The sequence below is a fragment of the Janthinobacterium sp. 75 genome, assembly GCF_004365495.1.
In the GTDB taxonomy this organism is placed as follows: domain Bacteria; phylum Pseudomonadota; class Gammaproteobacteria; order Burkholderiales; family Burkholderiaceae_D; genus Janthinobacterium.
This window is the reverse complement of sequence record NZ_SORD01000001.1, coordinates 3,072,191-3,086,507: the sequence shown is the minus strand read 5'-3', so window position 1 is coordinate 3,086,507 and position 14,317 is coordinate 3,072,191. Positions and strand designations below refer to the sequence as shown.

Here is a 14,317-nt window from a genome sequence, read left to right as displayed (position 1 = left end):
CAACCATCGTTACGCGGCGGTGCCGCTGATACCGAACAATTCCAGCTTCAGCCCTTTTATACCAGACGGCACATAAATCGCAATCGCCTGGGCCTTGATCATGCTGTCATAAATACTGCCCTTGTTATCGATCGAAAAGTAATACGTATTCGGGCGCACCGGCACTTCAGCAGGAACCTGTGCCATATGGCGCAACTCAGCACCCGGAAGTGCCCGGCTCAGTAATAGTTCGATATTGTCCGGAGACGAAATTTTGAATTGCAACGGCACCGTGGCGACCAGTTCCAGCGCAGGCATATCGGCGTTTACCGCAAGACAGAATTCGGTCTGACGGTCAATCCGCGTGGCATCGAGCAAGCCGTGATAGTGGGTGTTTTGTTGCATGTCATTGTTCAATGCAATCGGGAAGTAACGCGACAGGAGCACAGTATCGATCAGGTCGCGAATGATGCCATCGAGCTTGCCGAAACCGGGAGCAGCGTCATCGTGACGATAAGCCGGCAAGTCGCTCAATGTGTATTTTTTGGAAAATGTCATCAAGCCGCCAGCCAATGCCATCAATTTTTCAAACAAATACACGGGATGGTGGCGCCGGTAACTGGCGCAATGACTGAGCGTGGCACCCGCCGTGCTCAACGTATTGAGCATCCAGAACGAGGAGACGTCCCCGCCATGAAATTCAACCGTATTTTTACCGGGCTGACGGTGACGGCTGTACAGCGCTTCAATTTTCGCGCCCATACGATCGATCAGCGAATCGAGCATTTTCTGCAGCGAAGACTCGGCGCTGATGGTCAGGCAAGGCGGAATGAAGGAAGTATCGATTTCAAAGCCGCCGTTACCCGCGCGGTACAAGCGGATCACCGGGATGGCAAGGTAATCATTCAGTGGGTCCAGTTGCGACAGCAGGTGCACGCGTTTTTTCAGGTAGGCCACGTCTATGCTGACTGCCTCGCTGTACAAATCCGGGGTCTCGATATCCGCCTGGACATAGCGCGCGCCCGCAGAGCTCAAATTGCCGCCATGTGCCTGCATCCCGGGCAGCGCGGCATAAAAAGTAAAACTATGTTCACTGGAAGGTAGCTTGGACAGGTCTACAGCACTGGGCAGTACATCGCCAAGCGGCGCTTCGAACAGTTCTCCATCCTGAAAGACGAGCGACATGGTGTCCGCCCGCAGGCTATTGTTGGCCAGTGCATCCGCATTCCAGCTGACGCCATGCACGCCCCATAAATGTGGATTAATTAATGAGGCCAGACGCTGCAGGCGCGCTTCATGGTAGCGGTCCAGTTGCTGGAATTGCTGGGGACCGATGGCCAGGCCCTCGGACCACAGTAATTTGGATGGCAATGTCATTGCGTTCTCCATGTTGACCGTTGGAATCTTGCTGCCTTGCCATTTTGATGTTGCCAGCTTGGACGTCCTTGATGTTGCGCAGCAACCCTGTTCAATTATTTGCGCAAACGCAATTTCCCCTTGAGCAAACGCTCGGATACTGGCCATTCCACCGCAAAGACACAGGGAAAGTGAGATGGAGGACTTGCTGCCGTATTTCGAACGCGAGCTGGTGATGCTGCGGCGGCATTGCCGTGAGTTTGCCGAACGTTATCCGAGAATCGCAGGCAAATTGCACATGTCCGGCGAGTCTTGCGAAGATCCGCACGTCGAACACTTGATCGAATCGGTGGCCATGCTGGCGGCACGCATCTCAAAACGGCTTGATGACGACTTTCCGCAATTTACCGAAGCCTTGTTCGAAGCCCTGTTCCCACATTATCTGCGCCCCTTCCCATCGTGCACCATCGTGCACCAGTCCGCCCCGACAGCCGGAGCGGGCGTATTGCACCTGCCGGCCGGCAGTGAAATGGACGCAACGCCTGTGCGCGACGTGCGCTGCCGCTTCAAGACGGCCTACGACATGACGACAGGAGCATCGATACTGGAAAGCGCAGGTTTCGATGCGAAGATCAAGGCACCGCCTGGCGTACGCCTGCCAGCATCGGCCAGCTCCTCGCTGAACATCGGCATCCGGCATCTCGATGCGGCGCCCGCATCCCTGCGCGTGTTCATTGATGGTGAAGCTTCTTTTTCCGCCGCATTGCGCGATGCCTTGTTCATGCACACAGTCTGCGCTTTTGTGTCAATCGACGCGGCACAATGGATGGCATTGCCCGCCGTGCCTTTGACGCCCGTCGGCTTCGCCGACACGGATGCCTTGATACCTTTCGGTGCCCGCTCGCAGCCGGCCTACCGCATCTTGAGCGAGTATTTTGCATACCCGGAAAAATTCAATTTCTTTGACATTGATATCGCGGCGCTGGGTGCGGCCCTGCCACCTGGTTGCCAGCGCTTTGGCCTGCATCTGTGCATGGCCGGCTTGCGGCCCGATTCCGCTTCGGCACGCATGTTGTCCAGTATTTCCAGCGCAAACTTGAGACTGGGCTGCAGTCCCGCTGTCAATCTCTTCCGCCAGGAAGGCGTGCCGATTGCCGTCACCCGGCAGAAAACCGACTATTCCGTGCTGGCACATGCTACCCATGCCCATGGTTACGAAGTCATCACTGTCGATGCGGTGCGTTTGTTGCGCCAACGGGGAGGCGAAAGCACGCTGACCGAATTTCGCCCGCTGTACAGCCTGCGCCATGGAGAGGGTTCGGCGCAACAAGGCCATTACTGGATCATGCGGCACGACATGGCTTTGGCCATCAGAAGTCCTGGCCATGAAAAGAAAATCACATTGGTCGATAGCGACTTCAATCCCCTGATCCATGAAAAGGCAAGCCTGTCGCTGTCGCTGACATGCAGTAACCGAGATCTTCCCCTTGCACTCAAATACGGCCAGCCGCAAGGAGACTTGCAGCCGTGTGACGGCGGACCTGCGCTGCACATGCTGCGACGCCCCAGCCAGCCACGGCGTTTTTCACCGGGCGCGGGCCTGCACTGGCGCCTGATTTCGCATCTGGCGCTGAATCATCATGCACTGGTCCAGGAAGGCATGCCGGCGCTGCGCGAAATGCTGACGCTGTACGACTTATCCCAATCGGCCACCTCGCAACGCCAGATCAGCGGCATCGTCGCGTTGGCGCACTCGCCGACCACGACGTGGCTGCGACACAAGCGCGGCACCTCTTTGGCGCATGGCGTGGAAGTGCGCATCACGCTTGACGAGGAAGCGTTCGTCGGCAGCGGCATGCACCTGTTTGTGCAGGTGATCGATCACTTCCTTGGGCTGTATGTGCAAATCAACAGTTTCATCGAACTGGTGGTGCTATCACTGCAAAGCGGAGAGGAGCTGATCCGATGCAAACCAAGAAGCGGACTGCAGAATCTGGTGTAGTCCGACACTTGCTAGCCGAGCCGTACCGTTACCAGTTCGTGCAGGCGGTACGTATTCTGCTGTGCTGGCTACGTAGTCAGCATGTGTCACAGGCGCAAGCCTTCAGCCAGGTGTTGCGCTTCAAGAACAGCATGTCCTTGAATTTCCCCGCCAGTGAAATTGAGCACCTCTCGCTCGACGACAATGAACAACTGATATTGATACCGACGTTCATGCGTTTTCTGGGCGTCGGCGGCACCTTGCCCTTGCACCACTCAGAACGCATTGCCGCCTACCGCATGTCGAGCAAAGACGCTGGCGTCTCGGCCTTCCTCGATATCTTTTCGCACCGCATGGTCGTGCTGTATTACCAGGCGTGGGAAAAGTATCGATTGGAATCCACGCTCCAGACCCAGGCAAACGATGCCCAATTGCCCTTGTTGCTGGCACTGGCCGGCGTGCGGCGCACTGCGCTGCCGTCGAGCGCCGAACCTGAAGCCGTGACACAGGACGTCGCGGCCTGGTACGCGGGTCAGCTGCGCTGCCGCCCCGTCTCCGCGCAAGCGATTGGCCCCGTACTGGCCGAGTACTGCGGTGTGCCAGTCGTCCTGCAACAATTTGTCGGTGGCTGGGACTATCTGGGAAAAAATCGGCGCAGCCTGCTGAGCAGTGCCAACTTTACCCTGGCGCGCGGCGCAACCGTTGGCCTGCGGCTTTGGCGCCAGGACATGCGCGTATGCCTGCATATCGGCCCGCTGGATCCCGCCGGCCTGCAACGTTTCCTGCCGCGCAGCGCAGGTGCGGCGGCACTGGCAAAGATGCTCGCGCTGTTCGGCGTACCAGACTTGCAGTATGAAGTTCGGCTGATATTGAGTCCGCCATGCATTACGCCCCTTCTCCTGAGCTCCCAACCTTCAGAAAGGCGGCGCCTTGGCTGGACGACGTTCTTGCAGACCGCACAAGGCAAGGCAGGCGGCGCGGAAGTGCGTTACTTGCTGCAACTGACTTGAGCAGTCATCCCTGGAAAGCGAGGCAAACATGAAACATGCGGGACGCGGCGTCATCCGGCTAGGAGACGCAACTGATCACGGCGGGAAGGTCACCAGCGCATCGTCTGGCAGCACCGTGATGGGGAAGACGGCGGCGCTGGCAGATGACACGACCTTCTGCCCAAAGTGCAAAGGCAGCTTTCCGATCACGCCGGATGGCGCTGGCGCAAAACACATGGGCAAGGCGTACGCCTATGACGGCGATGCCACCGCCTGTGGCGCCCACCTGATCACATCCCTATAACGGAGGCAGGCCATGCATGCAAGCATCCAGGCGGCACTGTCGGCCTTCGACCTCGCCGCGCAAGAACGGCGCCTGCTGAAGATCGACTTCCCCCATGAAGATGGACCGGGCGGCACCATCCTGCTGGTCAATTCGCTGACCGCCAGGGAAGAGGTATCGCGCGACTTCCGTTTCGAGGCCGAATTGCTGTCCGATGACGCGCACATCGCGCTCAAGGCCATGATGGGCCGCATGGTAACCATTTCCATGGTGCGCGACGATGGCACGCTGCGCCACTTTAACGGCTATGTGGGCGAGTTTTGCCTGCTGCGCGCTGATGGCGGCTTTGCCTGGTACCGCATGGTGCTGCAACCCTGGCTGGCCTTCGCCCGGCTGCGTCAGGACAATGTGTCCTTTCATGGCAAAAGCGTGATGCAGTTGACCGAAACAACATTTGCGCACTACGAGCAGCGCGACTGGAAAACCAGCATTCAGGGCGACGATCCACAGCTCACCTGCGCCAATCAGCACAATGAAACCGACTACAACCACCTGCACCGGCGCTGGGAAGCGCTGGGCTGGCATTACTGGTATGAGCACCGCGCCGACGGCCATACGCTTTGGCTCGCAGACAACAGCACCCTGGCGGACATGATCGCCACGCTATCGGGCGACGGCGCGATGCGCTTCCACTGCGAATCGGGTTCCATGGAAGACGATGGTCTGCAACAGTGGCAAGCCGTGCGCCGGATCGGCTCCGAGCAGCTGACCTTGGCCAGTTTCGACTATAAAAATCCGCAGCCACGCCTTGCCAGCGGCTACTCCCTGAACCGCCAGGGTGATGTATTTGCCCACGAACTGTACGAAAACACGGGCGCCTATGGCTATAAGAATGTCGATGTTGGGGAATCGCTGGCACAACGCCGCATGGAAGAAAGCGACCATCTGCGCCAGTATTTCGAGGCGGCCGGCAATCACCGTGGCGCACAGTCTGGCCTTTGTTTCCGGCTCGATGGACATTTCAGCGCCGAGGAAAAACGCTACCAGCCTGGCCAGGAGCGCCCTGACAGTATTGCCGAACGCGAATACCTGATCCTGTCAGTGCTGCATAGCGCCAGCAATAATTATCAGGTTGGCCCGAACGCCCCCTCCCACTATGTCAACAATATGATGTGCGTGCGCCGGGACATCCGCTGGCGGCCGGGCCGTGGCTACAACAGCGCGCCATGCATCGTTGCCGGCGTGCAGACGGCGCTGGTGGTCGGGCCGGCCGGAGAAGAAATCCATACCGATGCCCTGGGACGCATCCGCCTGCAATTTCACTGGGACCGCCTGGGTACATTCGATGAGCGCAGCTCGCCATGGATACGCGTCATGATGCCGATGGCGGGCCCGCAAATGGGGCAAATCGCCTTGCCGCGCGTGGGTCAGGAAGTCGTCGTGCAATTCCAGGACGGCAATATCGACCATCCCATCGTCATCGGCGTGGTCTACAACAGCGCCAATCCGCCTCCTTGGCAATTGCCACAGCAACGCGCCCTGTCCGGCTTGCGCAGCCGCGAACTGGGCGCCCGCAGCGCCAACCATCTCGTGCTCGACGACACCAAGGGCGCGATCCAGGCACAGCTGCGCAGCGCGCACCAGGATAGCCGGCTTTCATTGGGCAATATCACCCGCATCGACGACAATGCTGGTCGCAAGGAAGCGCGCGGCGTTGGCTTTGAATTGGCCAGCAACGCCTGGGGGGCACTGCGCGCAGCCAAAGGCATGCTGATCACCACCGAAACATCAACAGGAACGGAATCAGTCAAACAGCTCGACGAAACACAAGCCCTCCTGGCGCAGGCACGCCAACTGCAAGAGGGACTGGCCGGCATGGCCGTTGACGCGGGTGCGCAAGACAGCGCCGCACAACAGGGCGCCGTCGCCGTATCCATCCAGCGGCAAAACGCCGCCATCAAAGGTGCCGGCGACGATTTCCCTGAGCTGTCCGAACCACATCTGCTGCTGGCCAGCCCGGCCGGCATCGAACTGAGCACCGCGCAGTCCATCCACCTGGCCGCCAGCGAGCATGTGGCGCTCAGCAGCAGCAAGCATATTTCACTCGCCAGCGGCGACAGCATGTTTGCCAGCATCGCCAAAACCTTCAGCCTGTTCGTGCACAAGGCCGGTATGAAACTGATCGCCGCCAGCGGCAAGGTGTCCATCCAGGCGCACAGCGACGAGGTCGAAATCCTCGCCCAAAAAGTGCTGTCGCTGATCAGCGAAGCAGACTGGGTCAACATCAAGGGCAAGAAAGGCATACGCCTGCACGGCGCCAACCACATGCTGGAAATCAGCGACAAGGTGCAGTTCTTCACCTCATCCCCCGTGCTCTTCAACGGCAACCTGGAAACCTTGGCGCCGAAGAGCGTGTCGCAGGAATTTAATGAACGGCCAGTAGCGCGTTTTGATCAGGCCGTTCGACTGCTGCAAGTCGATGGCACACCCGCTCCCGATATAGCTTTTGAGTTAATACGCGAAGATGGCCACAGAATCAGTGAAAAGAGTAGCAGTGGTGGACTTACCCCAGTACAGAAAGGGGACGGCATGGATAGCTACACAATACGCTACAAAGGAGAACTTCCATGAATGACGATACGGATCTGAATGAACACGGCAATCACCAAGACGAGTTTCGGCAGAGTGTTGGCGGATGGGCTGAATACACCGTCAATATGACTGAAATAATAGATACGATTCGTCATGACGTAACTATTCCGCCCAGGAAAATAATACCAATCATATTTCTACCGGGTGTTATGGGTAGTAACTTAAGAATGACAAAAAAACGTCAAGATGATCTGAAGCGACCAGATAACAGATCATGGAGGCCTGATGACATGGTAGACAAATCTGGAAATTTGGCGGTTGCAACCGGTAGCGGTCTAGGTGGTTGGTTCAGGAGTGCGTCCCCCAGAGATCGACAATTGGCTTTTGATCCGAATGAAACTGAAGTTGAGTACTATCAATATTCAATTGAAAATGAACGCTTCTTTCCAGGTGGTGATATCACCAAAGGATCCGACGTACGCCACAATAATGTTCCTGACGATTTCCTTGGAGTTCCACCATTGATTTCTGTTAGCACTAAAAAGAATGCACAAGTAGATTCTATTCAGAAACCTGGAGTAATGGGAAGATTTATTCCCCGCGAGGTACGTGAAACGCCAGCACATATTGCACGGTGGCGCGGATGGAGTGAAGTTCTTTTCGCCGGAGCCTATGGAGAAATGCTTCAAAAGACAGAATTTTTCATGAATAATATAACAAGAAAAGGACAAGTTTTACCTCATTGGAAAATTGATCCTTCCGATCAACAAACTGGTAGATATTCATTTGGCCAACAAGCCTACCCACCTATTGCCAAGCTTCTGATAAAAGATCCAAAAGAATTTGGCGGTTCTTCCGGAGTACCAATTAACAATTCTGACATGCTAAAGATTGCTCCATGTTGGTATCCGGTTCATGCGTTGGGATACAACTTCCTACAGAGCAATGCCATTTCTTCCACTGTTATTGCCGAACGCATACGCGGCATAGTAAAAGGATATCAGAAATGCGGCTTCAAATGCGGCGAGGTCATTCTCGTCACGCATAGTATGGGAGGTTTGCTCGCCAGATCCTTGATGCACCCTAGATATGGAAATATGCTTAATGACAAGGATATAAAAATACTTGGAATATATCATAACGTGATGCCTACCTTAGGCGCCGCCAGTGCATATAAACGCATGCGTTTCGGTTTTCAGGAAAAGAGTGGCCCATTAAATACTCTCGCAGCCCAAGTTCTTGCCATTGACGGCGAACATGCCACAGCAATTCTCGCAAATACGCCAGCTCCTCTAGAGATGATGCCCGGCATGGCATATGGTCAAGAGTGGCTCAAAGTTGTTGACGCAAGTGATAAGTTGCTTTGGAGTTGGCCACGAGATAAGGAGAGTGCGCTGGAGGGCATTTACCTGCAACCTGCAAATGCTTGGTGGAGGCTAATAAATCCTTCGTGGGTGAACCCGGCAAATATTCCACTTAACAAAGGAGGAGGCATCGACAATGTCATGCAACGATTGAAAGATGCCTCTGCCTTATTAAAGGAAATAGAGAAAATTTTTCATCCAAATACATATGCAAGCTATTGCGCATCAAAAGAGTTCCTAAGCTATGGAGAAATAACGTTCAAAGTCATTGAAGGTCTTGAAATAAAAAAATCAGCCAACCAGGAAAATACAACGCCCCCACCAAATAAATGGAGGCTACTGACTGATGATGCAAAAGGCAACCTTACTATACAGGCGGGAACACGTGTTTTGAAGCTAAAATTACAACCAGCAAATTCCGCTGGCGATGAAACCGTCCCATCGGATCGTTCAGCAAAACACATACCTGGAAAAAAATTTGTCCATGGAGAGAAAGCTGGAACTGGATATGAACATCAAAATAGCTATACTCATCCACATGTTCTAGCATCTATGCTTTATTCAATTGTGCAAATTGCAAAAACAGCCAAATGGGAATGAGTATGCCAAATTATAAAAAAGTCCTTATATTCATCATTTCTATTCTATCGATCCAAACAAAGGCAAATGAGATTGAGCCGCAAAAAATACATGAGGCAAAAGAAATGAACGAAAACAGCATTCAAAGAAGAAAAATAGAAACATTATTCCAGAGGACAAAAAATATATGCTTCGGCAGATACCTGTTAAATCTACCGAACGAAGCAGAATTAATAGTCGGAAATTCGGCAGTGGATTTATTTAAAGGAGGCCCGGATAATTTAAAACGCCAGGCAGAAATTGATTTAAAAAAGATTCAATCCTTGAACATCTCACCTGAAATTATTTACAATGACAATGGTCCAATAGAAAACAGCTGGCAACTTCGATACTACAATAGCAGCTCAGCCAAAGAAGCCAATTTTATAATTTACCGGACGTTAATCAACAAAGGGGATTTCATATTTGCCATAGGCGATGCTGTAGGTAATGGCGACACCGAAAGAGCAACTGCAGAAAGACAGCTCATTCAAGCAAAAAGTCTCCGCTTGCGCGCTACTGAAGAGGTGCCAACCATGCCAGGCATTTGCGTAGAACACGGATTCATGAGCGAAAATCAGTATAAATATCAAGAAATAGACGACGTAGGTATTTATTTACCCAGCTTGCCAGATGTTACTTTCTCCATCAGCTCAAATAAAGATGCATACGGTGACTACCCACCGGCAGAATTTGAGTCAAGATTGCGCGGAGAACTATCGCTACTCCATCGCATACAAGACGCAAAAAAAATTCAAGGCAACAACTACCCCAAGCGCACTCTGCTGCGCGAAGGCAAGCGCACAGTTCAACACTGGAAAGGCGAAGAGTCGCTGATACGACGTACCGATGGCGTACATGATTTTGAATGGGCATTGGTGGGCAAACCGAAAGACATCGCAAATCCGTCTGTGCTGGAAGTCAAGATGTACACCAAAGTCGCCCACAACATGGTCGGTGCCGCCGAAGCCGCGTCGCTGACCGACGAGGAGGCGATTGCCTTGTGGGACAAGCTGCTGTCCGGCCTGAAGTTCCGGGTGAAAGTGCCGGGTGCGCCGCCGGGTTCGTACTATTTCGATCCGGACAAGCCAGCGCAGCGTTGACTGGACAAACATGGCAGGCACTCTTGCTGGCGTGATCCTGGCGATTACGCTAGCATGGCCTTTTTCCCGGAGCTTCCATGCCCATCACCCTGCGCCCTGCCCTGCCCGACGATATAGTTGCCCTGTGGGCCTTGCGCACGGTGGCAGTGCGCGTCAGTTGTGCCACGCATTATGCGCCGGAGCAAATTGCTGTATGGACGGCTTCGACCGTGCCGCCTGCGTATGCCGCCATGCTGGCCGCAGGTGGCGGCATCGTGGCGATGCAGGATAATGCCATCACCGGCTACGCCATGCTGGACGCAAATAAGCAGGAAGTCGATGCCGTGTTTGTCGACCCCGCGTGCGCGGGCCTGGGCATCGGCAAGCGGCTGCTGGCGGCGCTGGAGCTGCTGGCGCGCCAGCGCGGCATAGTCCGCCTGCACCTGTCCGCGTCGCTCAATGCCGTGCCGTTTTACGCTGCCGCCGGCTTTGTTGCCTTGCGCGAGGAAGCGTATGCGCATCCCAGCGGCATCAGCCTCGCCAGCGTGGCGATGGAAAAGGCGCTGGCGGCCGCCTGAGCCGTCAATCGCCTGTCGCAGCAGCTTCAGACTCGGCCAGGCAGTGCTGCAGTTTCGCGATCAGGGCGCGCACTTCGTCGTCGCCCAGGTCCAGCGGGTCGCCCTGCGCGCCGACGGCGATCAGGCAGATGGCCGAGCCGTCGTACCAGGCGTCGAGGCGTTCTTCCTGATTATTCATAGTGTCTGGCTTCCTCTCGCAGGTCGGCAAGCAGATCAGCAGGCGCCGCGATGCTGGCGCTGCCCTGCGGCACGGGAAACACGGAAGCCAGCTGGTGATTGCTCGCCATGCCAGGCAGCCACTTGTTCAAAAAATCGTCAAGGGCGATGGTGCGCGGCTGGAAATACTCCCAGTCGCCGCTGGCGCACGCTTGCGCGAATACCGCTTCCGGCCAGAACGGGATGGCGATCTTGCCGTCGACTTGCGCCGTGGCCCAGCCGTCGTGGTATAAGCCCCACACTTCTTGCGTATCGGCCACTTTGCGCACAAAGTAGGCATGGCGTTCGGCGGACGGCAGCCCCGCCACCTGCTTGAACTTTTCAGGATGCACGGTTTTCCCCTACCCCGTCCCAAACCCGTAAGTGCGGCGCGCACCAGCCCGTCACCATGTCGAGGGCGTCCAGTATCACGTCTTCCAGCGGCCCCTCCTGCGTGGCGGGGCGCAGTTCGTGCAGCAAGGCGGCCACTTGCGCAGCCGTCACGCCGCTGGCCTTATAGCGCAGCAAGATGGCGCGCAGCGTGAGCAGACCTGCCCTGGCGTCCAGCGCGGCGAACAAGTCCCGGTCGATGTCGGCGATGATGGTTTGCGTGGTGTGCGCCATCTCAATCCGCCTCCCATGCGATGGCGGCCGGTCGCGCGCCACCTGTCCTGAAAAACGCGACAAAGGCACGCTGGCAATGTTCCACCTCCACGCACCAGGCTTCCGGATACTCGTCCACCTGGCCGTTGGACAGCAGATAGCTGCAGGTGCCCTCTGCCTCCTCGTCACCCAGTGTATGAAAACTCAAGTCGTCCTGCCCCGACAGATACATCAGCCAGGCATTGCCGCCATTGCGCAGCATGCACAGGGCCGGGCCCTGTTCCGCCTCCGTGGCCCTGGTCAGCCACAATTCGCATTGCGCCAGCGCACGCGCTTCCTGCAGTGCCTGTTCCAGCGCCTGCACGCTGTCGAGCACACGCGGCTCGCCATGCAAATTCAATTCCATCATCATGTTTTGCTCCCGCTCAGATCGTTTGTCGCCAGCGCCGTGCTCAGGTACAGCTTGCCGCTCAGGTCTTGCAGCAGGCTGCTCTGGCGCAGGCGGTCCATCACGGGCCCTTTCACCTCGGCCAGGTTCAGGCTGATGCCGCGCTTGATCAGCGCGCCGTTGAGCTCGATCAAGCCCAGCAAGGCCGTGCTGTCGATCTGGTTGACGGCCGACAAGACCAGCACCAGGTGGCGCGCCGTCGGATGGCCACGCAATTCGTCCTCGACGCGCTCCGTGACGGCTTCCACATTGCCGAAGAACAGGCCGGCATCAATACGCAGCAGCAACACGTCCGGCAGGGTCTGGGCCTCGTAGCGCTCCACGTTGCGGAAGTGCTCGCTATTCGGAATACGCCCCAGCACGGCGATGTGCGGACGGCTCGCGCGCCAGATCAGGGTGCCCATCGACAGCAGCACGCCGATCACCACGCCCGCCTCCACGCCCAGCACCAGCACGCCGGCCGTCGTTGCCAGCAGGGCCAGCGCATCGCTGCGGTCGTAGCGCCATGACAATTTCAAGGTGTCCCAGTCCAGCAGGCTGGCCACGGCAAAGATGATGGTGGCCGCCAAGACCGGCAGCGGCAACAGGGCCAGCCAGCCCGTGGGCGCCACCAGCGCCAGCGCCAGCAAGCCCGCAGTGATGATGCTGGCCAGCGGCGTATTCGCGCCCGCCTGGAAATTGACGGCCGAGCGCGAGATGGAACCGGTGACGGGGAAGCCGCCCGACAGCGCGCTGGCCACGTTGGCGGCGCCCAGACCCAGCAGTTCTCGGTTCGTGTGCAGTTTTTCACCGCGCTTTTGCGCCAGCGTCTGGGCGGCGGACATGCTCATCAAAAAGATGATGAAGGCGATCAGCAGCGCCGGCGACAGCAAGGTGCGCCAATGAGCGCTGGAGGTGGCCAGGTTCAGGCCCGGCAAGCCGCTGGGCACGTGGCCCGTCGTCTGCACGCCCATCGCTTCCAGGCCGCCATAGGCGACGAGCGCGATGCCGGCCAGCACCAGCGCCATCGGCGCCAGGCGCGCGCCCACGTCGGCCGCCACCTTGTTCAAGCCGCAACGCCGCATCAGGCGCGACGCGTAGCGCTTGGCCAGCCACAGGAACAACAGGCCGGACAGCCCCAGCACGAGGCTGGGCGCATGCCAGTGGGGAATGCTGGCGCCCAGCAAGGGCGTGATCTGGCCCCAGATGATCAGGATGGCGGCGCCATTGCTGAACCCGCTAATCACGGGGCGCGACAAAAAGCTGGCCATGAAGCCCAGGCGCAGCACGCCGCACAGCAGCAGGACCAGGCCGCTGATGAAAGCCAGCTGGGCGGCCAGGACGATATATAAGGAGGAGCCGGGGTCGGCCAGCGGCGCCAGGGCGGCCGCCGTCATCAGCGAGACGATGGCCATGGGGCCTACCGATTGCGTCATGCTGCTGCCGAACAAGGCGTACAGCACGGGCGGCAGGATGCTGGCATAGATGCCCACCACGGGCGGCAAACCGGCCACCAGCGCGTAGGCCATGCCTTGCGGCACCATCATCATGGCGACAACGATACCGGCAGTGATGTCCCCGGCCAACAGAGGACGCCGGTATTGCCTGAGCCAGAGCAGCATGATGAAATCCCAAAATCTGAAAACCGAAGCCTATCATGCGACGAGGCCGGCTGACAGGGGGTACTTGGCTGCTGTGCTCAGTCGGGCAGCAATTGCGCCTTCACGGCATCGAGGATTTCCGCCGACAGGGCCTCGTCATCGACGGAACGGGCCAGCACCATGGCGCCCACCATGGCGGCAAACGTGGCGATCGCCTGCTGGCGCCGCTCTTCCGGCGCACTATCGGGCAGCAAATCCTGCAGCAGCGCGAACTGCTGCTGCGTGGCTTGCGTAAACGCAGGACGCGCGCCAGGCGACATGCGTGCCGCATCGACGCCCATGGCCGCCGCCGGGCAACCGCTGCCCGGCTGGTCTCGGTGCCTGGTGGTCAGATAGTTCTCGATAATGGCCGGCAGCGCCCGCTGCGGGTCGCTGGCAACCTTCCCACGCCAGCCTTCCAGCGATTTATTCAAGGCATGCTGGCACGCCTCGATCATCAAGTCTTCCTTGGACGCGAAATGACCGTAGAAGCCGCCATGCGTGAGGCCAGCGTTCTTCATCAGGTCAGCCACGCCGATGCCGTCGTAACCCTTTTCGCGGAACAATCTGGCCGCCACGTCCACGATGCGCTCGCGGTTCAATGCCGCCTGTTCCCTGCTCACTTTCATG

At 57.4% G+C, this 14,317-nt stretch carries 14 protein-coding genes; 7 read left to right on the top strand and 7 right to left on the bottom strand.

From position 1 onward, the window contains the following. Positions 1-9 precede the first annotated feature (9 nt). Positions 10-1,356: a type VI secretion system baseplate subunit TssK gene (tssK, locus tag C8C89_RS14090; RefSeq protein WP_133990481.1), complete on the bottom strand. Its 1,347-nt coding sequence runs from the start codon at positions 1,354-1,356 to the stop codon at positions 10-12. Positions 1,357-1,531: 175 nt separating this feature from the next. Here tssK and tssF point away from each other — a divergent pair, with 175 nt between their 5' ends. The 7 genes from tssF to C8C89_RS14055 all read left to right on the top strand — a co-directional run bounded on the left by tssF (position 1,532) and on the right by C8C89_RS14055 (position 10,822). Beyond that, on the top strand, positions 1,532-3,337 hold the full coding sequence (gene tssF, locus C8C89_RS14085; protein WP_133990479.1) for a type VI secretion system baseplate subunit TssF: 1,806 nt from the start codon (positions 1,532-1,534) through the stop codon (positions 3,335-3,337). Continuing rightward, positions 3,301-4,326: a type VI secretion system baseplate subunit TssG gene (gene tssG, locus C8C89_RS14080; protein ID WP_133990477.1), complete on the top strand. Its 1,026-nt coding sequence runs from the start codon at positions 3,301-3,303 to the stop codon at positions 4,324-4,326. The genes tssF and tssG overlap by 37 nt, the downstream gene beginning before the upstream one ends. A gap of 28 nt (positions 4,327-4,354) precedes the next feature. Further along, on the top strand, positions 4,355-4,609 hold the full coding sequence (locus C8C89_RS14075) for a PAAR domain-containing protein (protein ID WP_101481840.1): 255 nt from the start codon (positions 4,355-4,357) through the stop codon (positions 4,607-4,609). Positions 4,610-4,621: 12 nt separating this feature from the next. Beyond that, on the top strand, positions 4,622-7,219 hold the full coding sequence (locus C8C89_RS14070; RefSeq protein WP_133990474.1) for a type VI secretion system Vgr family protein: 2,598 nt from the start codon (positions 4,622-4,624) through the stop codon (positions 7,217-7,219). Then, on the top strand, positions 7,216-9,144 hold the full coding sequence (locus tag C8C89_RS14065; RefSeq protein ID WP_133990472.1) for a hypothetical protein: 1,929 nt from the start codon (positions 7,216-7,218) through the stop codon (positions 9,142-9,144). The genes C8C89_RS14070 and C8C89_RS14065 overlap by 4 nt, the downstream gene beginning before the upstream one ends. A gap of 2 nt (positions 9,145-9,146) precedes the next feature. Beyond that, complete coding sequence (locus tag C8C89_RS27340) at positions 9,147-10,265, top strand: T6SS immunity protein Tli4 family protein (protein WP_243858016.1); 1,119 nt, start codon at positions 9,147-9,149, stop codon at positions 10,263-10,265. A gap of 77 nt (positions 10,266-10,342) precedes the next feature. Next, a complete protein-coding gene (locus C8C89_RS14055) occupies positions 10,343-10,822 on the top strand; it encodes a GNAT family N-acetyltransferase (RefSeq protein WP_133990470.1) in 480 nt (159 codons plus the stop codon). A gap of 4 nt (positions 10,823-10,826) precedes the next feature. Here the strand turns inward: C8C89_RS14055 and C8C89_RS26980 are convergent, their stop codons facing one another. From C8C89_RS26980 to C8C89_RS14030, 6 genes are all read right to left on the bottom strand, one after another. Then, complete coding sequence (locus tag C8C89_RS26980; RefSeq protein ID WP_166674735.1) at positions 10,827-11,000, bottom strand: hypothetical protein; 174 nt, start codon at positions 10,998-11,000, stop codon at positions 10,827-10,829. Continuing rightward, the gene (locus C8C89_RS14050) at positions 10,993-11,370 is read right to left on the bottom strand and encodes a DUF2750 domain-containing protein (protein WP_133990468.1); all 378 of its coding nucleotides are present in this window, start codon (positions 11,368-11,370) and stop codon (positions 10,993-10,995) included. Before C8C89_RS14050 ends, C8C89_RS26980 begins: the two co-directional genes overlap by 8 nt. Continuing rightward, positions 11,360-11,641: a hypothetical protein gene (locus tag C8C89_RS14045; protein ID WP_133990466.1), complete on the bottom strand. Its 282-nt coding sequence runs from the start codon at positions 11,639-11,641 to the stop codon at positions 11,360-11,362. The genes C8C89_RS14050 and C8C89_RS14045 overlap by 11 nt, the downstream gene beginning before the upstream one ends. Position 11,642: 1 nt before the next feature. After that, a complete protein-coding gene (locus C8C89_RS14040; protein WP_133990464.1) occupies positions 11,643-12,032 on the bottom strand; it encodes an Imm1 family immunity protein in 390 nt (129 codons plus the stop codon). Continuing rightward, complete coding sequence (gene sulP / locus C8C89_RS14035; protein WP_133990462.1) at positions 12,029-13,669, bottom strand: sulfate permease; 1,641 nt, start codon at positions 13,667-13,669, stop codon at positions 12,029-12,031. Before sulP ends, C8C89_RS14040 begins: the two co-directional genes overlap by 4 nt. A gap of 77 nt (positions 13,670-13,746) precedes the next feature. Beyond that, positions 13,747-14,316 carry a TetR/AcrR family transcriptional regulator gene (locus C8C89_RS14030; RefSeq protein WP_133990460.1) on the bottom strand — a complete coding sequence of 190 codons (570 nt, stop codon included), beginning with the start codon at positions 14,314-14,316 and terminating at the stop codon, positions 13,747-13,749. Position 14,317 lies beyond the last annotated feature (1 nt).